The organism is Actinomadura luzonensis (genome assembly GCF_022664455.2).
GTDB lineage: Bacteria > Actinomycetota > Actinomycetes > Streptosporangiales > Streptosporangiaceae > Nonomuraea > Nonomuraea luzonensis.
The window spans coordinates 2,852,135-2,873,900 of sequence record NZ_JAKRKC020000002.1 but is presented as its reverse complement, the minus strand read 5'-3'; the positions used below and the strand labels follow the sequence as shown (position 1 = coordinate 2,873,900).

21 protein-coding genes and 3 pseudogenes are annotated in these 21,766 nt (G+C 73.4%); 21 read left to right on the top strand and 3 right to left on the bottom strand.

From position 1 onward, the window contains the following. Genes MF672_RS43700 through MF672_RS43675 form a run of 6 tightly spaced genes read left to right on the top strand, consistent with a single transcriptional unit; the run spans window position 1 to window position 6,752 of the window. Window positions 1-2,406, top strand: coding sequence for a DJ-1/PfpI family protein (locus MF672_RS43700; RefSeq protein ID WP_242381564.1), 2,406 nt, complete (start codon window positions 1-3; stop codon window positions 2,404-2,406). 10 nt (window positions 2,407-2,416) lie between these two features. Continuing rightward, window positions 2,417-2,752 carry an STAS domain-containing protein gene (locus tag MF672_RS43695; protein ID WP_242381563.1) on the top strand — a complete coding sequence of 112 codons (336 nt, stop codon included), beginning with the start codon at window positions 2,417-2,419 and terminating at the stop codon, window positions 2,750-2,752. Then, window positions 2,749-4,764: a glycogen debranching protein gene (locus MF672_RS43690; protein ID WP_242381562.1), complete on the top strand. Its 2,016-nt coding sequence runs from the start codon at window positions 2,749-2,751 to the stop codon at window positions 4,762-4,764. Before MF672_RS43695 ends, MF672_RS43690 begins: the two co-directional genes overlap by 4 nt. 20 nt (window positions 4,765-4,784) lie before the next feature. Next, window positions 4,785-5,090, top strand: coding sequence for an STAS domain-containing protein (locus tag MF672_RS43685; protein WP_242381561.1), 306 nt, complete (start codon window positions 4,785-4,787; stop codon window positions 5,088-5,090). Further along, complete coding sequence (locus MF672_RS43680; RefSeq protein WP_242381560.1) at window positions 5,087-5,548, top strand: ATP-binding protein; 462 nt, start codon at window positions 5,087-5,089, stop codon at window positions 5,546-5,548. Before MF672_RS43685 ends, MF672_RS43680 begins: the two co-directional genes overlap by 4 nt. Beyond that, window positions 5,514-6,752 carry a PP2C family protein-serine/threonine phosphatase gene (locus MF672_RS43675; protein WP_242381559.1) on the top strand — a complete coding sequence of 413 codons (1,239 nt, stop codon included), beginning with the start codon at window positions 5,514-5,516 and terminating at the stop codon, window positions 6,750-6,752. Before MF672_RS43680 ends, MF672_RS43675 begins: the two co-directional genes overlap by 35 nt. Before the next feature lie 96 nt (window positions 6,753-6,848). On the opposite strand, the gene MF672_RS43670 is transcribed toward MF672_RS43675, so the two are convergent. After that, on the bottom strand, window positions 6,849-8,303 hold the full coding sequence (locus tag MF672_RS43670; protein WP_242381558.1) for an ATP-binding protein: 1,455 nt from the start codon (window positions 8,301-8,303) through the stop codon (window positions 6,849-6,851). A gap of 172 nt (window positions 8,304-8,475) precedes the next feature. Between MF672_RS43670 and MF672_RS43665 the strand changes: the two genes are divergently transcribed. Both MF672_RS43665 and MF672_RS52355 read left to right on the top strand, forming a co-directional pair. After that, window positions 8,476-9,279 carry a helix-turn-helix transcriptional regulator gene (locus MF672_RS43665; protein ID WP_242381557.1) on the top strand — a complete coding sequence of 268 codons (804 nt, stop codon included), beginning with the start codon at window positions 8,476-8,478 and terminating at the stop codon, window positions 9,277-9,279. Between the two features lie 160 nt (window positions 9,280-9,439). Further along, a pseudogene (locus MF672_RS52355) lies at window positions 9,440-10,135 on the top strand (beta-ketoacyl [acyl carrier protein] synthase domain-containing protein); the annotation flags it as partial. An 8-nt stretch (window positions 10,136-10,143) separates the two neighbouring features. On the opposite strand, the gene MF672_RS51655 reads toward MF672_RS52355, so the two are convergent. Further along, window positions 10,144-10,275 carry a hypothetical protein gene (locus tag MF672_RS51655; protein ID WP_302893376.1) on the bottom strand — a complete coding sequence of 44 codons (132 nt, stop codon included), beginning with the start codon at window positions 10,273-10,275 and terminating at the stop codon, window positions 10,144-10,146. On the opposite strand from MF672_RS51655, the pseudogene MF672_RS52350 reads away from it, so the two are divergent. From MF672_RS52350 to MF672_RS43635, 5 genes and pseudogenes are all read left to right on the top strand, one after another. Next, window positions 10,274-10,516 (top strand): annotated as a pseudogene (locus tag MF672_RS52350) (hypothetical protein); the annotation flags it as partial. The gene MF672_RS51655 and the pseudogene MF672_RS52350 overlap by 2 nt on opposite strands. Before the next feature lie 334 nt (window positions 10,517-10,850). Beyond that, window positions 10,851-10,916: pseudogene (locus tag MF672_RS52345) on the top strand (hypothetical protein); the annotation flags it as partial. A gap of 147 nt (window positions 10,917-11,063) precedes the next feature. Then, a complete protein-coding gene (locus MF672_RS43645; protein WP_247815734.1) occupies window positions 11,064-12,212 on the top strand; it encodes an acyltransferase domain-containing protein in 1,149 nt (382 codons plus the stop codon). Between the two features lie 19 nt (window positions 12,213-12,231). Then, window positions 12,232-12,456: an acyl carrier protein gene (locus tag MF672_RS43640; RefSeq protein WP_247815733.1), complete on the top strand. Its 225-nt coding sequence runs from the start codon at window positions 12,232-12,234 to the stop codon at window positions 12,454-12,456. A 177-nt stretch (window positions 12,457-12,633) separates the two neighbouring features. Further along, on the top strand, window positions 12,634-13,557 hold the full coding sequence (locus MF672_RS43635) for a hypothetical protein (RefSeq protein ID WP_242383183.1): 924 nt from the start codon (window positions 12,634-12,636) through the stop codon (window positions 13,555-13,557). On the opposite strand, the gene MF672_RS43630 is transcribed toward MF672_RS43635, so the two are convergent. Continuing rightward, window positions 13,518-14,873: a sugar phosphate nucleotidyltransferase gene (locus MF672_RS43630; protein ID WP_242383185.1), complete on the bottom strand. Its 1,356-nt coding sequence runs from the start codon at window positions 14,871-14,873 to the stop codon at window positions 13,518-13,520. The two genes, MF672_RS43635 and MF672_RS43630, sit on opposite strands and share 40 nt — an antisense overlap. Before the next feature lie 168 nt (window positions 14,874-15,041). Between MF672_RS43630 and MF672_RS43625 the strand changes: the two genes are divergently transcribed. From MF672_RS43625 to MF672_RS43590, 8 genes are all read left to right on the top strand, one after another. Beyond that, the gene (locus MF672_RS43625) at window positions 15,042-16,040 is read left to right on the top strand and encodes an alcohol dehydrogenase catalytic domain-containing protein (protein ID WP_242383186.1); all 999 of its coding nucleotides are present in this window, start codon (window positions 15,042-15,044) and stop codon (window positions 16,038-16,040) included. A gap of 13 nt (window positions 16,041-16,053) precedes the next feature. Then, a complete protein-coding gene (locus tag MF672_RS43620; protein ID WP_242383188.1) occupies window positions 16,054-17,349 on the top strand; it encodes a ferritin-like domain-containing protein in 1,296 nt (431 codons plus the stop codon). A 94-nt stretch (window positions 17,350-17,443) separates the two neighbouring features. Next, on the top strand, window positions 17,444-18,109 hold the full coding sequence (locus MF672_RS43615; protein ID WP_242383190.1) for a hypothetical protein: 666 nt from the start codon (window positions 17,444-17,446) through the stop codon (window positions 18,107-18,109). After that, a complete protein-coding gene (locus tag MF672_RS43610; protein ID WP_242383192.1) occupies window positions 18,106-19,215 on the top strand; it encodes an NAD(P)-dependent alcohol dehydrogenase in 1,110 nt (369 codons plus the stop codon). Before MF672_RS43615 ends, MF672_RS43610 begins: the two co-directional genes overlap by 4 nt. A 17-nt stretch (window positions 19,216-19,232) precedes the next feature. After that, complete coding sequence (locus MF672_RS43605; RefSeq protein WP_242383194.1) at window positions 19,233-20,186, top strand: alpha/beta fold hydrolase; 954 nt, start codon at window positions 19,233-19,235, stop codon at window positions 20,184-20,186. A gap of 2 nt (window positions 20,187-20,188) precedes the next feature. Then, a complete protein-coding gene (locus MF672_RS43600; RefSeq protein WP_242383196.1) occupies window positions 20,189-20,491 on the top strand; it encodes a Nif11-like leader peptide family natural product precursor in 303 nt (100 codons plus the stop codon). Continuing rightward, entirely contained in the window at window positions 20,488-20,808 is a 321-nt protein-coding gene (locus MF672_RS43595; RefSeq protein WP_242383197.1) for a Nif11-like leader peptide family natural product precursor, read from the top strand. Before MF672_RS43600 ends, MF672_RS43595 begins: the two co-directional genes overlap by 4 nt. Further along, the gene (locus MF672_RS43590; RefSeq protein WP_242383199.1) at window positions 20,805-21,695 is read left to right on the top strand and encodes an alpha/beta fold hydrolase; all 891 of its coding nucleotides are present in this window, start codon (window positions 20,805-20,807) and stop codon (window positions 21,693-21,695) included. The genes MF672_RS43595 and MF672_RS43590 overlap by 4 nt, the downstream gene beginning before the upstream one ends. The last annotated feature ends 71 nt before the right edge of the window (window positions 21,696-21,766 follow it).

Genomic DNA, 21,766 nt, shown 5'->3' with positions numbered 1-21,766 from the left:
GTGCCCGAGAAGCGACTGGCCGGGCGGACCGTCGCGATCCTCATGGAGAGCGACTACGTCGAGCAGGAGCTGCACTACTACCAGCGGCGTTTCGCCGAGGAGGGGGCGCGGGTCCGCTTCCTGACCCGGCTCTGGGGGCAGGACTCGCTGACCTTCCACGGCCACGAGTACAAGCTGCCGTTCACCGTGGGCGACGACCTGGAGAGCGCCGACCTGAGCGAGATCGACGTGCTGATCGTGCCGTCCGGGATGGTGTCGGACCGGTTGCGCTACAGCGAGGAGCCCGGCGGCCTCTCCCCCGCCGTGCGGCTGTTGCGGGCGGCCTTCGAGGACCGCAGGATCGTGAAGGGGATCATCTGCCACGGCCTGTGGCTGGCCGCGCCGATCCCCGAGAGCGTCGCCGGCCGCCGCGTGACCTGCCACAACAACCTGGTCGCCGACGCGCGCAACATGGGCGCGGTCTACACCGACCAGGACGTCGTGGTGGACCGCGACCTGGTGACCGGCCGCAGCGCCGACCACTGCGCGGAGTTCGCCCGCATGATCATCGACCTGGTGGCGGCCGGCGCCGCCGACGGCACGTCCTACCGGCCCGACTACACCTTCTCCGACCTCGTCGCCGGGTACGTGACCGGCTTCGAGCACGGCGAGATCCGGCTGCGCACCAACGACGGCCGCCCCCTGCGGGTGCGCCTGACCGGCACCACCTCCGCCGAGTTCGTGCGCAACCTGGGCGAGCCGTACCTGGACGCCTCGGCGCACCTGGAGCAGCTGCTCGCGCCCGGCATGTACGTGTTCGTCAACGGCATCTTCTACTTCGAGGACGGCGCGTACACGATCGAGGCCAAGGCGCTGACCTTCCTCGGCCGCCAGCCCGGCCACTACGCCTTCGAGGAGCCCGACTGGTGGGTCCGCCAGATCCGCGAGCTGGGCCGCTTCTACCGCAGGGCGCAGTTCGCCGACGGGCCGATCGACTACGCCGGCTACCGCACGATGCTGCGGCTCGGCGGCGAGAAGGCGGGCCAGGAGATCCAGGAGACCGACACGATCTCGCGGCTGGTGTACGGCATGTCGTCGGCGTACATGCTGACCGGCGACGAGGACTTCCTGGAGGTGGCCGAGCGCGGCGCGGCGTACCTGCGCGAGCACATGCGCTTCGTGGACCGCGACGAGGACGTCGTGTACTGGTACCACGGCGTCGAGCAGCGCGGCGGCACCGAGCGCAAGCTGTTCACCTCGGAGTTCGGCGACGACTACGACGCCATCCCGATGTACGAGCAGATCTACGCCCTGGCCGGCCCGACGCAGCTCTACCGCCTCACCGGCGACCCGGCCCTGGCCGCCGACATCGACGGCACGCTGCGGCTGTTCCGCAAGTTCTTCCACGACCCGGAGCTCGGCGGCTACTTCTCCCACATCGACCCGATCCTGCTCAGCCCGCACCACGAGTCGCTGGGCCCGAACCGCTCGCGCAAGAACTGGAACTCCGTCGGCGACCACGCCCCGGCCTACCTCATCAACCTGTTCCTGGCCACCGGCGACGAGCGGCACGCCGACATGCTGGAGGACACCTTCGACCTGATCGCCCGGCACATGCCGCGCAAGGACAGCCCGTACGTGCAGGAGCGCTTCCACGCCGACTGGACGCCGGACACCACCTGGCACTGGCAGCAGGACCGGGCCGTGGTCGGCCACAACCTCAAGATCGCCTGGAACCTCATGCGGATGAACGCCATCCGCCCGAAGGAGCGCTACCGCGCGCTGGCCGCCGAGATCGGCGAGAAGATGCCGGCGCTCGGCAGCGACCCGCAGCGCGGCGGCTGGTACGACGTGGTGGAGCGCAGGCTCGCCCCCGGGCAGAGCGTGCACCGCTTCACCTGGCACGACCGCAAGGCGTGGTGGCAGCAGGAGCAGGCGATCCTCGCCTACCAGATCCTGGCCGGCAACGGCGCGGGTGACGGAGGGGGCGCGGAGTTCCTGCGCCGGGCGCGCGAGTCGGCCGCCTTCTACAGCACGTTCTTCCTGGACCACGACGAGGGCGGCGTGTACTTCAACGTGCTCGCCGGCGGGCACCCGTACCTGCAGGGCACCGAGCGGTTCAAGGGCAGCCACTCGATGAGCATGTGCCACGCGGCCGAGCTGTGCTTCCTCGCGACCGTGTACCAGCGGCTGCTGCTCGACCGGCGGCCCCTGACGCTGTGGTTCCGGCCGCGGCCGGACGGGTTCACCGACCGGGTGCTGCGGGTCGCGCCGGACGCGCTGCCGCCCGGCCGGGTGCGGCTGGAGTGGGTCGAGGTGGACGGGGCGCCGTACCAGCTCTTCGACGCAGCGGCGATGACCGTGAAACTGCCGGACGCGGCGTCGCCGGTGACGGTGCGCGCCCATCTGGCGCCGGTGGAGGAGTGAGGACATGGGGATGCGGCTGCGACAGGAGTCGCACGGCGGCGTGAACGTCATCAGCATGGACGGCCGGCTCGACAGCGAGACCGCGCCGCGCGTCCAGCAGGAGCTGCAGGCTCTGTTCCCGGACGACGGCCTGGTGGTGCTGGACCTCAGCAGGACCATGTACATGTCCAGCGCCGGGCTGCGGGTGCTGCTGCTGGTCTACCGGCAGGCGCAGCGCAGCGCGGTGCGGCTGGCGCTGACCGGGCTGTCGGACGACGTGCGGGCGATCATGGACGCGACGGGCTTCCTCGGCTTCTTCACGGTGGTGGAGTCGGTCGAGGAGGGCGTGGAGGCGTTGACCGTATGACGATCCTGGAGCCGATCGACGCCTACCCCACCCAGCGGATCTCCGGGTTCCCGGTGCGGGCGGGGCGGTCGCTGCCGTTCGGCGCCACGGTGGTGCCCGGCGGGGTCAACTTCTCCGTCTACTCCAACCACGCCACCGCGGTGACGCTGGTGCTGTACCGGGAGGGCGAGCCCGAGCCGATGGCCGAGCTGCCCTTCCCGGAGTCGTTCCGGGTGGGCAGCGTGCACGCGATGACCGTCTTCGGCCTCGACGTCGAGGGTCTGGAGTACGGCTACCGCGTGGACGGGCCCAACCTGCCCTGGGAGGGGCACCGGTTCGACCCGTCGGTCGTGCTCAGCGACCCGTACGCGCGGATGCTGACCGGCCACGGCCCCTACCGCAACCGCTCGCGGGTCGCGCTCGACGACTTCGACTGGGAGGACGACCGGCCGCCGCGCCTGGCGCACGAGGACCTGGTGATCTACGAGCTGCACGTGCGCGGCTTCACCCGGCACCCGTCGTCCGGGGTGGCGGCGCCCGGCACGTACGCCGGGCTGGTGGAGAAGATCCCGTACCTGAAGGAGCTGGGCGTCAACTGCGTCGAGCTGATGCCCGTGTTCGAGTTCGACGAGACCGACAACGTGTTCACGGGGGTGAACTACTGGGGCTACAGCCCGATCGGGTTCTTCGCGCCGAAGGCGTCCTACGCCGCGACCGGCCGCAGCCACATGCAGGTCGACGAGTTCAAGCACCTGGTCAAGGAGATGCACCGGGCGGGCATCGAGGTGCTGCTCGACGTGGTGTTCAACCACACGGCCGAGGGCGACGAGCGCGGCCCCACCATCAGCTTCAAGGGCCTGGACAACGCCACCTACTACATGCTCACGCCGGAGGGCTACTACTACAACTTCAGCGGCACCGGCAACACGCTGAACTGCAACCATCCCGTGGTGCGCGGGTTCGTGCTCGACTGCCTGCGCTACTGGGCGGCCGAGTGCCACGTGGACGGCTTCCGCTTCGACCTCGCGGCCGTGCTCGGCCGCGGCCCCGGCGGCGAGCTGCTGCACAACCCGCCGCTGCTGGAGTCGCTGGCCTACGACCCGGTGCTGCGCGACCGCAAGCTGATTGCGGAGGCGTGGGACGCGGCCGGCCTCTACCAGGTGGGCAGCTTCCCGCACTACAGCAGGTGGTCGGAGTGGAACGGCCGCTACCGCGACACCGTGCGCCGCTTCGTCAAGGGCGACCTCGGCGTCACCGGCGAGCTGGCCACCCGCATGGTCGGCTCGCCCGACATGTACAGCCGCCGCGGCACCGCCGCCACCGTCAACTTCGTCACCTCGCACGACGGCTTCACCCTGCGCGACCTGGTCTCCTACGACCACAAGCACAACGAGGCCAACGGCGAGGGCAACCGGGACGGCGACGACGGCAACCACTCGTGGAACTGCGGCGCGGAGGGCGACACCGACGACCCGGCGGTGCTCGCCACCCGCGCCCGGCAGCAGCGCAACGCCCTGCTGCTCCTGCTGGCCAGCCGGGGCGTGCCCATGCTGCTGGCGGGCGACGAGCTGGGCCGCACCCAGCGCGGCAACAACAACGCCTACTGCCACGACAACCCCCTGACCTGGCTGGACTGGGGGCTGCTGGAGGAGAACGCGGACCTGTTCCGCTTCACCCGGCGCGCCGTCGCCTTCCGGCGCGCGCACCCGGTGCTGCGCGGCGGCTCGCCCGCCTCGGTGCACTGGCACGGGGTGCGTGCCTGGCAGCCGGACTGGTCGGCGCACTCCCGGGTGCTGGCCGCGATGTTCGACGGCGGCGGCGGCGACTGCGTGTACGTCGCCGCCAACGCCCACTGGGAGCCGCACGCGCTGGAGCTCCCCGAGGCGCCGCGCGGGCAGCGCTGGCACCTGTTCGCCGACACCGGCGCGGCCCCGCCCGTGGACGCCTTCGAGCCGGGCGAGGAGCCCCCGCTGGCCAACCAGGCGCAGCTCGTCGCCGGCCCCAGGAGCGTCGTGATCCTGGTCACGCGCTAGTTGATGAGAGGAACAACGCCATGACGTGCAAGATGAAGATGGACGTGGAGGGCGAGACCGCCACGATCCGGCTGGCGGGCGAGCTCGACGGCCGGTCGGCGCCCCAGCTCAACGACCTGGTGACGCAGGCCGTGGGCCGTCAGGTGGACAAGCTGGTCCTGCTGCTGGACGAGCTGACGTACATGTCGTCGGCCGGCGTGCGCTGCCTGTTGTTCGCGCACCAGAAGCTGCCGCGCGGCTCGGAGATCACGTTGGTGGGCACCACCCCGGAGGTGGCCGAGACGATCCGGCTCACCGGTTTCGACCGCAGCATCGTGATGCAATGATGCTGGCCTGCCGGCTCAAGATCGACGTCCCGCACCCGTCCCTGCCGGGCGTGGTGGCCGACTTCGTGGAGGCGCTGGCAGAGGAGGCGGGGCTGTCCCCCCGCCGGGCGTACTGGCTGCGGCTGGCCACGGACGAGATCACCACGAACATCGTCCAGCACGGCTACCGGGGCCGGCCGGGCGTGGTGGAGCTGGCCGGCGAGATCGAGCACGACCGGCTGCGGGTCAGCGTCGAGGACGACGCGCCCCCGTTCGACCCCGCCTGCTACGACCCCGCGCCGCGGCTCGCGCCGCCGCCCGGACAGCGCGAGGAAGGCGGTTACGGGCTGCTCCTGGCGATGGGCAAGGTCGACGAGTTCCGCTACGAGTACGCCGGCGGCCGCAACCGCAACATCCTGATCATGCACGTGCTTGGAGGTAAGCATGCCGACGGCCCTGGTGGTCGCCGAACCGGCTGAACCCGCCTCCCCGGCGGTGCTCGAACTCGCCGGGGCGCTGCGCAAGGAGGGCTTCGACGTCCAGCGCGTCGAGCCCGACGACCTGATGGTGCGCCACCCGCATCCCGACCTGCTGCTCATCTCGGCCGCCCTCGGACTGCAGCGGATGGCGCTGGTGAGCCAGCGCTTCCTGGTGGACGGGCGGATGCCGACCATCGTCGCCTTCCCCGACGACGACCTCGCCGCGCTGGAGGAGTGCGTGCGCGGCGGCTTCGACTTCGTGACCCGGCCGTTCCTGCCCGGCCTGCTGCGCAGCCGGGCCAACTCCTGCTGGGAGCGCTGGCAGCTCAGCACGGCCGTGGAGGAGATGGCGGCGCTGGCCAGCCTGCGCGAGTACGAGCGGGAGCTCAGCATCGCCAGGGAGATCCAGGCCGGGTTCCTGCCCGAGTCGATGCCGGCCCTGGACGGCTGGGAGATCGCGGCCAGCTTCCGCCCGGCCCGGCAGGTGGCCGGCGACTTCTACGACGTGTTCACCATCGTCAACGGGCGGCGCCTGGCGCTGGTCGTGGCCGACGTGTGCGACAAGGGGGTGGGGGCGGCGCTGTTCATGGCGCTGATCAGGACCCTGCTGCGGCACACGGCCGAGCACACCGGCCTGGTCCAGGACGTCGGCGACGACGACGCGGCCCTGGCGCTCGGCATCACCCCGGGCGGCGGCGCCTCCTCGCTGCCCCTGCTGTCGCTCGGGGCCGGGCCGCTCATCCAGGCCGTCGTCGGGACCAACCGCTACATGGCCCGCAACCATCTCAAGCAGGCGTACTTCGCCACGATGTTCTTCGGCGTGCTCGACCCGGCCTCCGGGGATCTCGTGTACATCAACGGCGGGCACAACCCGCCCGTCGTGGTGCGCGCGGACGGGCGGCAGATCCTGCTGCCGCCGACCGGGCCGGCGGTGGGCATCCTGGCCGACAGCACGTACACGCTGGGGCACGTGCGGCTGGGGCCGGGGGACGCGCTGTTCGCGTACACGGACGGCGTGGTCGAGGCCCGCAACGCCGCCCACGCCCTGTACGGCACGCCGCGCCTGCAGCAGGTGCTGGGCGGCGCGGCGCCGCACGCGCCGGGGCTGCTGTCGGCGGTGGACAGCGCCGTGCGCGCCTTCGTCGGCACCGCCGAGCAGTCCGACGACATCACCACGCTGGCCCTGAGCCGGACCCCGGTCTGAGTCGGACCCGGTCTGAGCCCGCCTCCCGAAGGACCGGCCGCCCGCAGGGGGCGGGCGGTCCGTCCGGCTGCCCGGGCCCGGGTCCAGGTGCGGCCCTCACGCGGCGACCATGGTCATCGCGACGGCGACGTCCCAGCCCGAGTGCGGCTCGCCCCGGTGGAAGCCGGTCGCCAGCAGGGTCGCCTCCGCCGCCCGGCCGGCCAGCAGCAGGGCGTCGATCAGGCACGCCGTCAGGTGCGGCGGCAGCCAGGGCGGGCCGACCGCGCTGCCGACAGCGCTGCCGACAGCGCTCCCGGGAGCGCTCCCGGGCGCGCTGCCCGCGGCGGTGAGGGCGAGGGCGCGGCGCAGGTGGAAGACCGCCTCGTCGGGACGGCTGCGCAGCCCGGCCATCGCCTGGGCGGCGTGCACGAACAGCGCGGTCTCCCGGTCCGGCCGGGCCAGGGACCGGGTCTCGGCCCCGGCGCGGCCGGTCAGCGCCAGGATCCAGGCCCGGTAGGCGAGCAGCAGCGGGCGGGTGCCCGGCCCGGCGGCGACGGCGCACCGCAGCAGGAACTCGGCCGCGGCCTCCGGCCGGCCCTGCCCGCAGGCCAGGTTGACGGCGCGGGCCAGCGCCAGGTGCGGCGTGCCCGCGACGACCGGCGCGGGCAGCGAGTCCAGGAACGAGGTGCTGTCCCGGCCCCGGCCGCGCAGCAGCAGCAGGTGGGCCAGCGGCACCGCGACCGCGTGCCCCTCCCCGCACCAGGCGGCGGCCTTGCACAGCTCGAAGGCCCGGTCGAAGGCCGGCGCCGCCCACGCCTCCCACGCCGCCCCAACCAGCGGCGACGCCCCCGCGGGCACGAGCGGCGACGACGCGGGGGCGACCGCCGACGGCTCACCCGGCCGCGCGCCCCCGCCCTCGCCCGGCCGCGTCACCCCGGCGCCCTCGCGCCACTCGGCGGCGCAGGCGAACTCCCAGCCCGCCCGGCCCCTGACCAGGCGCTCCCCCAGCCCCCGCCCCACCAGCAGGTCGTGCAGCCGCCCGGGGTTGCCGCCGGTGGCCGCGTGGAGGGCGCCCGCGGTGGCCTGCTGCACGTGCCCGCCGGTCACCCCGGCCAGCACCACGCCCATCTCGGCGGCGGTGAGCGGCGGCACCTCGACCGTGTGCGCCCTCGGCTCGAAGCGCAGGCAGTCCACCGGGTCGGGACGCCGGGCCGCCGCCCCGGAGACGGTGGTGACCAGCACCTTGGCCCGCCGCCCGCCGCCGGCCAGCGCGCGCAGCGCCTGGAGGCTCTCGTGCGAGCCGGCCTGCGCGTCGTCCATGACCAGCAGCAGCGGCCCGGCGGGCCGCCCGGCCGCGCGGACCCGGGCGGCGAGCCCGCCGGGCGACTCGCGCGGGTCGAGCCGCACCACCGTGTGCCGGGCCGCCTCGGGCGTCTCCAGCACCCGCTCGGCCAGCCGGGTCCGCCCCGCGCCGCGCTCTCCCGTGACCACTATGGGCCGGTAGCCGTCGGTCGCGAGGACCGTCCGAATCGCGGCGACCTGGTCGCGCCGCCCGACGAAATGCCACTTCATGCCGTCGATCCCCCAGAGAGAAAGTCAAGAATTCATGCTTTTAGCATGATGCCGTAATGTCAACGGCGAATTGACGAAATCAACCCTTCGTGACAAATATCCGACAAGGCCCATAGACTCGGACCGAGCCGATCGACCTGCCGACGCAGCGGGGAGAATCCAGGGGGTCCGCGTGTCAGGCGACAACTGGAGCCGTCAGGAACTGGCGCGCTTCCTGCGCAGCAGACGCGCGCGCGTCATGCCCGAGCAGGTGGGACTGCCGACGGGCGGGGGCCGCCGGACAAAAGGGCTGCGCCGCGAGGAGGTCGCGGTGCTGGCCGGGCTGAGCCCGACCTGGTACACGTACCTGGAGCAGGGCCGCGACATCAAGCCCTCGGTGCAGGTGCTCGACAGCCTGGCGCGGGTGCTCGACCTCAGCGAGGACGAGCGCCGCTACATCCACACCCTGGTCCACGGCCAGGTGACCAACCCGCAGCCGCTGGACGGCCCGGCCTGGTCGGGCGAGGTGATGGGCCCGCTGGTCGGCCTCATGAACGACAGCGAGTACCCGGTCTACGCCACCGACATCCACTGCAACCTGACCGCCTGGAACCGCGCGTGCACCGAGTGGTACGACGACTGGGCCGGCTACTGCCCCGAGCACCGCAACATGCTGCGCTGGCTGCTGGTCTCGCCCAAGGCCAAGGAGCGCCTGCCCGACTGGGAGCGCGTCACCACCGACGTCGTCGCCCGCTGGCGCTCCGAGCTGGCCAAGTGGCCGCACGACGAGGGGCTGACCGCCAGGGTCGCCGAGTTCGCCCGCATCAGCCCGCTGTTCGCCACCCTGTGGCGCCGCCACGACGTGCAGGAGCACCGCACCATCACGCGCCGCTTCCGCCACCCCAAGCGGGGCCTGCACACGCTGCGCATGGCGCTGCTGGTCACCCCGGACGAGCCGATGATCGGGCTGGTCATCCATTTCCCGGTGCCCGCCTGACCATTACCGGAATTCGCGGCGGCGGCTCGGTATTTCGTCATCTGTCAATTGACACCCCGCGGCGGCGACCCGGACCTTAGGGGATGTCGTGGAGCCATTACGAGAGCGCCCGGGGGGCCACGGAATTTCCGTCTCCCGGACGCGGACAGGAACGGGACTCATGCACGTGAATCGCGAGCGGGATCCCATCGCCATCGTCGGCGCGGCCTGCCGGCTGCCGGGCGCGCAGAGCCCCGCGGAGCTGTGGCGGGTGGTCAGCGAGGGCGGGGACGTGATCGGCGTGATCCCCCAGGACAGGTTCGACCTCGGCGCGAGCACCCGCCGGCCGCGGCCCGGGGTGCTGGAGGGGGCGGGCGGCTACCTGGACGACATCACGGGGTTCGACGCCCGCTTCTTCGGCATCACGCCGTTCGAGGCGGTGCGGATGGATCCGCAGCAGCGGATCCTGCTGGAGGTCACCTGGGAGGCCATCGAGGACGCCGGCCTGCCCGCCGCCGGCCTGGCCGGCACCGACACGGGGGTCTACACGAGCCTGCTGCCCTCCGGCTACTGGGATGTCCTGCGCAGGGCGGACATGTACGACATGCACGCGGCGCTCGGGGCGGCCGTCAGCGGCATCTTCCCCGGCCGCGTCTCCACCTGGCTCGACCTGCGCGGCCCCAGCATGGGCGTGGAGGCCGCCTGCGCCACGTCGCTGACGGCCGTGCACGTGGCCTGCCGGGCGCTGTGGTCGGGCGAGATCGACCTGGCCGTGGTCGGCGGCGCCAACCTGCAGATCGTGCCCGACCTGTACGTCTCGCTGGCCGACGCCGGGGTGCTGTCCGGGTCGGGCAGGTGCCGCTTCGGCGACGTGTCGGGCGACGGCTACGTGCGCAGCGAGGGCGTCGTGGCGATCGTGCTCAAGCCGCTGGCGCGGGCCCTGGCCGACGGCGACCGGCCGTACGCGGTGATCCTGGGCAGCGCCGCCACGCACGACGGGCGCACCGGCCCGTCCATGGTCGCCCCCGGGCGCAAGGGCCACGAGACGATGCTGCGCAAGGCGTACGCCGACGCCGGCGTCTCCCCCGGCGACGTGGACTACGTGGAGGCGCACGGGCCGGGCACCGCCATGGGCGACCCGACCGAGCTGGCCGCGCTGGACGCGGTGCTGCGCGAGGGCCGCGAGCCCGGCAGGCGCTGCGCGGTGGGCTCGCTGAAGTCCAACCTCGGGCACACCGAGTTCGTCTCGGGCCTCGCGGGGCTGCTCAAGACGGCGCTCGCGCTGCGCCACCGCACCATCCCGCGCACCCTGCACGTGAGCGAGCCGTACGAGGTCGCGCGCGCCCCGGAGTCGGCCGTGGAGCTGGCCCTGACGGCGGGCCCCTGGCCGGAGCGGCCGGGGCCGGCGCTGGCCGGCGTCAGCTCGTTCGGCATGTCGGGCGCCAACATCCACCTGGTGCTGGCCGAGGCGCCCCGGCCGGCCGCGCGGCCCGAGCCGGCCAGGCGGCGGGCCCGGCCCAGGGCCGCGCACGTGCTGCCGCTGTCCGCGCGCGACCCGGGCGCTCGGCGCGCTCGCCAACGCCTACGCCGACCTGCTCGACCCGGCCACCGGCCCCGGCGGCGACCTGGAGGACGTCTGCTTCAGCGCGGGCGCCCGGCGCACGCCGCACGAGTACCGGCTGGCCGCGGTCGGCACCGACGCCCGCTCGCTGGCCGCGTGTCTGCGCGACCTGGCCCGCCACGCCCCCGCGGGCGGCCCGTCGCCGCTGGTCGGCGGGCGACGGGTCACCAAGGCGCCCAAGGTCGTGTACGTCTTCCCCGGCCAGGGCGGCCAGTGGGCGGGCATGGGCCGCAAGCTGCTGGCCGCCGAGCCCGCCTTCGCCCGGCGGCTGCGCCGCGCCTCCCGGGCGGTGGAGGCCGAGCTCGGCTGGTCGCCGCTGGAGGTCATCCGGAGCGGCGAGGAGCTGTCGCGCGTGGACCGCGTCCAGCCGACGCTGTGGGCGATGCAGGTGGCGCTGGCCGGCGTCTGGCGCGAATGGGGCATCGAGCCCGACCTGCTCATCGGGCACAGCATGGGCGAGATCGCCGCGGCCGTCACGGCCGGGGCGCTCAGCCTGGCCGACGGCGCCGCCGTGGTGGCCCGCCGCAGCCGGCTGCTGCGCGACATGCCGGTCCCCGGCGCGATGTGGGCGGTGGGGCTCGGCGAGGAGGAGGCCCGCCGGGCCATCGGCGAGCACGCCGGCCAGGTCTGCGTCGGCGTGGTCAACAGCGGCCACTCCACGGTGCTGTCCGGCGACCCGGCCGCGCTGGAGCGGGTGGTCGAGCCGCTGCGCTCGCGCGGCGTGTTCTGCCGCCGCGTGGACGTGGACTACGCCTCCCACGCCCCCCAGGTCGACCCGGTGCGCGAGGCGCTGGTGGAGGCCCTGTCCGACATCCGCCCGGCGCCGTGCGAGGTGCCGATCCACTCCAGCGCCTGGGACCGCGCGGTCGAGGGCACCGAGCTGGACGCGGGCTACTGGTTCGAGAACCTGCGGCTGCCGGTCCGCTTCGCCGCGGCCGTCCGGGCCGCGCTGGCCGGCGACCGGCCGACGGTGTTCATCGAGATGAGCCCGCACCCGGTGCTGCAGCCCTCGCTGGAGGATGAGGCCGCCGCCGCCGGCGCGGCCGCGGCCGTCGTGCCGTGCCTGCGGCGCGGGGAGCAGGACGCCGCCGCCCTGGCCACGGCGCTGGCGCAGGCGTACGTGCTGGGCTGCCGCCCCCGCTGGGAGCGCGTCTACCCGGCGGGCGCCTACGTCCGGCTGCCCCTCTACCCGTGGCAGCACCGGCACTACTGGCCGGAGCCGGCCGACGAGCCGGCGGCGCAGGCCGGCGGCGCCCGCGCCGCCAGGGGCAGGCGCCGCAGGCCGGCCGCCGAGCCTCCGCCCCCGCCGCGCCCGCCGAGCGTCCCGACCTGAAGGGCATGGCGCACGGCGAGTGGCCGCCCTGGTGGCCGACCTCGCGGCGCGGGTCCTCGCGGTGCCCGGCCACGAGATCGGCGTGGACGTGCCGCTCACCCTGCTCGGCCTGGACTCGGTGCTCGCCACCCGGTTCCGCGAGCGCATGCGCCTCGAACTCGGCGTGGACGTGCCGGTGCGCCACCTCCTCGGCCCCGGCACGCTGCTCGACCTGACGACGGAGGTACGCGCCGCCGCCTGCTGACGGCGGGCGGGCACCGGGCACTGGGCGCTCGGGAACGGGGCACCTCGGGGAACGGGGCCCGGCGGGAACGCCGGGCCCCGTTCCCGCTCCCGCGAAGCTGGTATTCCGACTACTAGCACTAACTGATTCTGGGGTAATCGTGTCAAGGGCCGGAGGATACGGAACATGGTGACAGCCGTGCTTGAGGCTCTGGCCGGCGCCGCGCTCGTGGCGGCGGCGTGGCTGAGCGTGGTGCTGACCGTGTTCACGCCCAGGGGCCGGCCGACCCGGCTGATGCGGCTGACCGTGCGGGTGTTCGCCGGGCCGCTGCTCGCCGCCGGCGGCCGGGTCCGGCCCGCGGTGCGCGAGCCGCTGCTCGACCTGTGCGGGCCGCTCGCCGTGCTGAGCGTGGCGGGGATCTGGCTGGGGACGTCCTCGGTGGGGTTCGCGCTGCTGAAGGGCACGCCGCTGCGCGAGGCCGAGTGGACCTCGCGGCTGCTGCTCGCCGCGGCCATCGCGACGTACCTGGTGCGCTTCGCCGCCGCCTACGGCCGGCGCGAGCGGCTGGTGGCGCGGCTGGCGGGCAGCGTGTGCAACCCGCGCGACGCCGAGACGCTGCTCGCCGTCTACCTCAAGACGGGCTCACGCGACCACCTCGACACGCTGTTCACCGAGTGGACGGGCTGGATGACCGAGGTCGAGCACAGCCACCTCGCCCACCCGGCGCTCACCTTCCGCCGGCCCGCCGGCGACCTCGACTGGCTCAAGGCCGCGGTCATCGTCATGGACGTGGCCGCGCTCACCGAGGCGCTGGCGCCGAGCTGGGCCCCCGCGCACACCCGGGCGCTGCTGGCCACCGGGACGCGCTGCATGCGGCGCCTGGCGGCCGGGCTGTGCATCACGCTGCCGCCCATCCCGGTGAGCCTCCAGGGCCGCGAGGAGCGCAACTTCTCCGACACGCTGCTCATGGCGGGCGAGGCGGGCCTGCCGGCCGAGCGCGACCCGCTGGAGGCGTGGTGCGTCTTCCAGGACCTGCGCACCCGGTACGCGCCCCTGGCCTACGCCATGGAGGCGCGCCTCCGCTACGACCGGGCCGAGGAGCGGGACGAGGCCGGCGAATGACACTCGCCGTTCACAGCCGAGCCGTCCAGAGCCGGGCCGTCCAGAGCCGGGCCGTCCAGGACCGCGCCGGACGGGACGGGGGCGCCGGCCGCGACCGCCACCCCCGGGTAGACCAGGACGCCGCTGAGCCGCGCGCCCTCCGCCACCCGCGCCTCATGGCCGAGGGCGGTGAAGCCGTCGAGCACCGCGGGCCGCCGCAGCGACGACTCGACCCGCGCCATGACCCCGACGTGGGCGTCGCTGAGCCGGGCGCCGGGCCCGACGGACGCGCCGTCCAGGCAGGCCACCCGCTCCAGCCGGCACCAGGGGTGCAGGTCGGCGTCGTCGCCGACGTAGGAGTGCCGCACCGCCACGCCCGGCCCCACCTCGACGTCCCTGCCGATCCACGCGCCGGGCCCGACGTGCACGAGCCCCCCGGCCAGCTTCTCGGCCAGCGTCATCCCGCTGACCGCGTCGCGCCGCTCCAGCGAGGAGGGGTGGATGACCGGCCCGCGCGGCAGGCGCAGGCTCGGGTAGCCGCCCGTCAGCGCCTCGGCCATGGTGCTCAGGTACGCGCGCGGGTTGCCGAGGTCGCCGACCTTGGCCAGCGGCGAGCTGATCACCCGGTGCCCGTGCGCGACCAGCCACGGCAGCAGGTCGGCCCCCCAGTCCAGGCCCCGCCCGGCCATCGCCGCCAGGTCCCGGCCCCTCGCCAGGGCGCGCAGCCGGGCGCAGTCGACCAGGTAGAGGCCGGCGTTGATCGGCACCCGGTCCGGGTCGGCGGCCATGGCCGCGACCTCGGCGAGCGAGGGCTTCTCCACGAAGCGCTCGACCCGGCCGGTGCCGTCGGCGACCAGCGTGCCGTAGGTGCCCGCCACCTCGCGCGCGCTCCGGTACGCCGTCGCGACCGTCACCACCGCGCCGCCCGCCACGTGGTCGCGGACCAGGCCCGGCAGATCCAGCTCGAACAGCGAGTCCGTGGGGAACACCAGGGCGTGGCCGCGCAGGTCGTGCTCCTCGATCAGGCTGAGGGTGGCCTGGCCGGAGCCGGTGTTGCGGCGGTCGGCGCCCGGCCGGGAGTAGCGCACCGAGACGCCGAACCGCTCGCCGTAGCCGAGGGCGTCCCTGACCTGATAACGATTCTCCCGGCCGTTGGCGGCGATGTGGAAATCCGTCACCCCTTGGTCCCTGAAAGCGGTGACCAGCCATTCCACGAGCGGTCTGCCGAGAAAGGGCACGGCCGCCTTGCTCCGAATGTGACCGGTTCCCTCAAGGGTGAGCGGCCGGGCGCGCAGGCCACGTCCGCCGGCCAGCGCGATGGCGGCGATCGAAGACATGGAAATCTCCAGTGGAAGGCGGGCGGTGGTTTCTTTCGTACCATTCTCGGCGGCCCGATATGCCTTTTCCCCGGACAAAGAGATGCGGCTCCGTTAAGTCGGGGTGCCAGGCCGGGCAAGGCGAAATCTATGGTTGACTCCCCACCGTCCTGCGCGAAGGAGGAGACCGTGCGCGCAGCCGTGATCACCGCACTCAACTCGGCCTGGGAGTTCCAGGACCTGCCCGACCCGCAGCCCGGCCACGGCCAGGTCGTCGTGCGCATCAAGGCGTGCGGCATGTGCTTCAGCGACGTGCTGGTCCACCGCGGCCACTGGCCCGTGGAGCTGCCCATAGTCCCCGGCCACGAGCCGGTCGGCGAGGTCGTGGCGCTCGGCCCCGGCTGCTCGACCCTGCGGGTCGGCGACCGGGTCGGGGTGGCGTGGATGCAGCGTGGCGAGGGGCGCTGCGTCCACTGCCAGAGCTGGCACCCCGTCGCCTGCGAGCATACGCAGACCTGGATGAACCTCGGCGGCGGCTACGCCGACCTCATGCTGGCCTGGGAGTCGGGCTGCACGCTGCTGCCCGACGGCCTCGGCTACACCGACGCCGCCGTGGCGTTCTGCGCCGGCTTCACCTCGATGAGCGGCCTGCGCAACGCCGACCCGCGGCCGGGCGAGCGCGTGTGCGTGCTCGGCGTCGGCGGGCTCGGCCACATGGCGGTGCAGCTCGCCGCGGCCGTCGGCCTGGAGACGGTGGTGCTCACCACCTCGCCCGACAAGGCCGAGTACGCGAAGGAGCTGGGCGCGGCCGAGGGCATCGTGGTCTCCGGCGACCCGGGCAAGGCGCTGGCCGACGCCGGCGGCGCCGACGTCGTGCTGGCCACCACCACCTCCGCCGACCTGGTCGCCCAGGTGGTGTCGGGCCTGCGCTACGGCGGCCGGCTGGTGACGATGGGCGTCACCGGGCCGCTGCGCGTCGAGGACATGATGACACTGCTGTTCAAGCAGTGTTCCATCAAGGGCAGCACCCACAACAACCGCTCCGACCTCGTGGAGGTGCTCAACCTGATGGCCGCGGGCAAGGTCCGGCCGCGCGTCGAGACCTACCCGTTCAGCGAGATCAACGACGTTCTCAAACGCGTGGAGGCCGGCCAGGTCCGGTACCGGGCCGTGCTTCAGCCTGACTGAGGAGGATCCCCGCATGTCCGAGCCCCCGATCGTCGTGGCGAACCGGGAGCACCTGTGGTGGCTGCTGAACGAGGCCTCACAGCTCGAGCACATGATCCTGTGCCAGTACCTGTTCGCCGAGGCGAGCCTGAAGAGCGGGACGGAGGAGGGACTGACCGAGGAGCAGGCCGAGGCCGTCGCCGGCTGGCGCTCGGTGCTCAGCTCGATCGCGGTCGAGGAGATGCTGCACCTGGCGCTGGTGTCGAACCTGCTGGCCGCCATCGGCGCCGCCCCCACCTTCGGCCGCCCGAACTTCCCGCAGCGCTCGGGCTACTTCCCCTCCGGGATCCAGCTCGACCTGCTGCCCTTCGGCGAGCAGGCGCTGCGGCACTTCCTGTACCTGGAGCGCCCGGAGGGCATGCAGTTGCAGGACGCCGAGGAGTTCGAGCCGGTGCCGCCCTCCCGCACCCGGCTCGACCCAGAGGAGCTGATGCCGCGCGGCCAGGAGTACCAGACGATCGGGCACCTGTACCGCGGGCTGGAGGAAGGGCTGCGGGCCCTGTGCGAGCGGCTCGGCGAGCACGCGGTGTTCGTCGGGTCGCCGCACGCCCAGGCCACCCCGGAGCTGTTCCGCTGGCCGCAGATCGTGGCGGTGACGGACATGAAGTCGGCGCAGGCCGCCATCGACCTCATCATCGAGCAGGGCGAGGGCGCCCGCGGCGACTGGCGGCAGGCCCACTACGGGCGCTTCCTGGACATCTGGCAGCGCTACGGCGAGCTGCGGGCGGCCGACCCGGGCTTCGAGCCCGCCCGGCCGGCGCTGGCCGGCTACCTGCGGCAGCCGTACAACATCGCCGAGCCGCAGCCGATCATCACCGACCCGGAGGCGCGGCGCACGGCGGAGCTGGCGGCGGTGGCGTACGAGCTGGTGCTGCACGCCCTGACCCGCTTCTTCACCCACACCGACGAGACCGGCGAGCAGCTCGGGCTGCTCATCGGCGTGTCGATCGGCCTCATGGCCGACGTGCTGCGGCCGATGACCGCGGCGCTGACTCGGCTGCCCATCGGCTCCGAGCACCCGGGCCGCACGGCCGGGTTCTCCTACGAGATGTACTACGCGATGAGCAACTTCGTGCCCTGGCGCGAGCCGTCGTGGGCGCTGCTGCACGAGCGGATGCGGGTGCTGGAGGAGCGCTGCGCCGCGGCCGCCGCGGCCGGCGGGCAGGAGTCGGCCGTGGCCGCCAGGGCGCGGCAGCGGGTGACGGGCCTCGCCGACCGGGTGCGCGAGCACGTGCCGCCCGCGCTGCTGCCCGCGCCGCACCGCACGTAATGCATTCGCGCGGCCCGGCCGACTTGCCAATGTACGCGTCGTTCCTTTGACGCCGGCCGGGCCGCCGGAAAAACAATTGAATATGCGAGGTTTGATGGATGTCAGCGCCGATTTCACGGTCCGGGAACTGTCCGGCCGGTGGCGCAGTCCCGAGGCCGCCGAAGTATTCCCGGGCATTTACGGGGTCGACGACTTCTGGCTGCACAGCCCGTTCTGGGCGATTCATTTCAACTCCTACAAGGACCCCGGCTGCGAGAACCGCCTCTTCGAGCTCGTCATCATGGGCATGTTCGAACTGCTCGGCCCCAGCTCCCGCACCCCCGGCGCGCGCGACGCGGATTTCTCCCGTATCCGGGTGAGCCTGCGGCTGTTCGACCCGGGCCTGATCGCGGGCGCGGACGGCGTCGGGGCCGGCGACGGCCACTGGGTGCCCGGCGAGTGGCAGGACGTCTCCCACCGCGGCTGCTCGATCCTCGACCTGCCGGGCGCGGCCGAGTGCCCCATCGAGTACGACCTGCTCGGCCTGGCCCGCTCCGGCGCGCCGGACGGCGGCGGCGACCGGCTCTACTTCGGCCAGCGCCACCACGACGAGGCCGGCTCGATCTGGACCCGCCGCGCCCCCGGCCTGCTGGACTACCACGTCGTCCGGGTGACCGGCGAGCCGCCGCGGGCGGGGCACGGCGCGGAGTGGGGGCCCGCCGACTGGACCCGCCTCACCAGCACCTGCACCCTCACCCCCGACGATCGGAGACAGCCGTGACCACGACGCAAGCGGCAGTGGTCGAGTCGCCAGGAGCGCCCTTCACCGTCCGGGACGTCGAGCTGGACGCCCCCCGCGCCGGCGAGATCCTGGTCAGGATGAAGGCGGCCGGCATCTGCCACACCGACCTCACCGTCGCCGCCGGGCACATCCCCTTCCCGCTGCCCGGCGTGCTCGGGCACGAGGGCGCCGGCGTCGTCGAGGAGGTCGGCCCCGGCGTGACCAAGGTCCGGCCGGGCGACCACGTGGTGCTCACCTTCACCTCGTGCGGGAGCTGCGCCTCCTGCCGGCTCGGCCACCCGGCCTACTGCACCACGTGGATCCCGCAGAACCTCATCGGCGGCAAGCGGGCCGACGGCAGCTCGCCGATCAGCCGGGACGGCGCCCCGCTCGGCGGCCGGTTCTTCGGCCAGTCGTCGTTCGCCCGGCACTCGATCGCCGACGAGCGCAGCGTGGTCAAGGTGGACCAGGACCTGCCGTTCGAGCTGCTGGCCCCGCTGGCGTGCAGCGTGCAGACCGGCGCCGGCGCGGTGTGGAACACGCTGCGGCCCGAGCCGGGCAGCTCGATCGCGGTGATCGGCACCGGCGCGGTGGGCCTGGCCGCGATCATGGGCGCGGCGCTCACCCCGGTGAGCGAGATCATCGCGGTGGGCCGGCGGCCCGCCCAGCTCGAACTGGCCGCCAAGATCGGCGCCACCCACACCCTGGACGCGACCGGCGCCGACCTGGCCGCCGAGCTGCGCAAGCTCACCGGCGGCGCGGGCGTGGACTACGTGGTCGAGGCGGTCGGCAACCCCGAGGTGCTGCGCGCCGGCATCGAGGCGCTGGCCCCGCGCGGCGCGGTCGCCGTCGTCGGCGCGCCCCCGTACGGGGTGGAGGTCTCGGTGGACGTGCACCGGCTGCTGCCCGGCCGCCGGATCCTCGGCGTGTGCGAGGGCGACAGCGACCCCGACCGCCTGGTGCCGCTGCTGGCCCGGCTGATCCGCGGCGGCCGGCTGCCGGTGCAGCCGCTCATCAAGGAGTACGACTTCGCCGACATCCGCACGGCGGCGGAGGACTTCGCGGCAGGCAGGAACATCAAGACGATTCTGCGGTTCGACGCGTGACGACGTCAGGAGCCAGGATGGACATCTTCGAACTCGGCGACCTCCCCCTCGCCTCCGGCGCGACCCTTCCCGGGGCCCGGCTGGCGTACCAGACCTTCGGCGAGCTCAACGCCGCCAAGGACAACGTGGTCGTCTTCCCGACCTTCCTCGGCGCCCCCGCCGAGGTGCTCAACGGCTGGATCGGCGAGAACCGGGCGCTGGACCCCCGCACGCACTTCATCGTGCTGCCCGGCCACTTCGGCAACCCGCCGTCCTCGGCGCCGAGCAACACCGCGGGCGACTTCCCCGAGGTGTCGATCGCCGACGACGTCGTCGCCCAGCAGCGCCTGCTGGAGGAGGTCTTCGGCGTGCGCGAGGTCCGGCTGGCGCTCGGCTGGTCGATCGGCGCGATCCAGGTGTACGAGTGGGCGCTGCGCTTCCCCGGCCTCGTGCGCGCCATCGCCCCCATCGCCGGCGCCCCCACGCCGCCGCCGTGGACCAAGCTGTGGCTGCGGACGGTCGTGGAGGAGCCCATCGCCGCCCGCGGGCGCGACGGCCTGGCCCAGGTGGCCCACGGCAGCGCGCTCACCGCCCCGCCGCGCACGTTCTACTACCCGGCCAACGAGACCTGGCGCAGCCTCGGCTTCGACAGCGTGGACGCCTTCGTCGCCGGCTTCTGGGAGGGCTTCTGGCTGCCGCAGGACCCCGCCGACGTGGCCGTGCAGGCGCGCAAGTCGCGCACCGCCTGGCCCGGGGCCGAGGGCGAGGCGGTGGGCGACATGCTGGGCCGGATCAAGGCCAGGACCAGCATCGCGGCCTTCACCGGCGACGCGCTGTTCCCGCCCGACGAGCTGCGCGAGTACGCCGAGGCGATCCCCGGCGCGACGTTCCGGCAGATCGACAGCGTCTTCGGCCACCTGGCGACGTTCGGGCTGGCCGAACCGGACGTCAAGGCCATCGACGACGTCATCAGGCACGCGCTGGAGAGCTAGCGGTGTCCGAGGCGGAGTTCGTCAGATTCCTCGGCGCGGTCAGGTCCGACCCCGCGCTGCTGGCCCGCTACTCGCCCATGGACCTGCCGAGGGTCCTGTTCCACGCCCGCAACGACGGCTACGCCTTCGACGGCGAGGACGCCAAGCGGGTCATCGGCCGCCTGGAGTTCGGGGTGGTCGTCCACAAGGACCAGGAGACCTTCGACGGGTCCAGCACCCTGTGGCGGCACATGTGGGGCAGCCGCTACCTGGACTACCTGGCCGAGCACGTGGTGGCCCGGTTCGGCGAGGAGGAGCTGTCGTGAGCGAGACCAACCTCATCGGGTTCCTGCGCGGCCTGGCCGAGCGGCCCGAGCTGTGCGACCGGCTCAAGGACAAGCCCAAGGACGAGGTGATCGCGGCCGCCGCGGTCGCCGGCATGCCGTTCACCGCGGCCGAGTTCGACGCGCTGATCTGGAGCCTGGAGGAGCGGCTGGCGGGCGAGCGGGGCGAGGAGTTCAACGAGCGGTTCCCGCTGTGGGACCTGCTGTGGGGCCGCTACTACCTGGAGTTCCTCGTCCACGACCTCGTGCCCAGCCTCGACGAGACCGGCCTGCTGGCCGGATTGGAGCCTGCACCATGACAAACCACGCCTTGTACCTCGGGCGGGAATGGAACGTCGAGCACGACCGGCGCGCGCGGGTGAGCGACGCCGAGCTGCGCTACGCCGTGCTCGGCGAGGGCGAGCCGGTGCTGTGCATCCACGGCACCAGCATCGCCGACAGCCTCATCACGCCGCTGCGCTTCTACCCGCCGCTGCTGGAGGACTACCAGCTCATCAGCTACTACCGGGCCGGCTACAACGGCAGCACGCTGGACAAGCCGGAGCTCAGCATCGAGGGCGGCGCCCAGCACGCCCGCGAGCTGCTCGACCACCTCGGCATCGACAAGGCGCACATCCTGGCCTTCTCCTTTGGCGGCGTGATCGCCTTCCAGTTCCTGCTGTCCTACCCGGAGCGGGCGCACAGCGCGATCCTGCTGGAGCCGTACCTGCCGAGGGAGGAGCCGGAGGCCATCACCGCCAACACCGACGCCTTCATGAACGCCTGGAAGCTGTACGAGCAGGGCGACAAGCTGGGCGCGGCCACCCTCTACATGGAGGCCATCTGCGGGCCGAGCTTCCTGCCCGCCGTGGAGATGACCGGGCCGCTCGACGTGTGGAAGCGCGTCGAGGAGTGCGTCGACACCACCTTCACCGTCGACTTCCCGGCGATCTCGCAGTGGGGCTTCAAGCCGTCCGAGGCCGACCGGCTGGTGACGCGCAAGCCGCAGATGCCGGTGCTGGCCGCCATGGGCCTGGACAGCGAGTCGGTGCTGCCGGGCTTCCGCGAGACCCAGCGCTTCCTCATGGACTGGCTCCCGCAGGCCGAGCGGGCGGGCATCCCGAACGCCACGCACGGCATGCAGAGCATGAACCCCGTCGCCGTGGGCGAGGCCGCCCACGCGTTCCTGCGGCGCCACCCGATGTGACCAGCGGGACGAGCGCCCCCGCCCCGCCCGGCCGTCCCGCGCCGGGCGGGGCCCTTCCGCTTCAGGTCCTG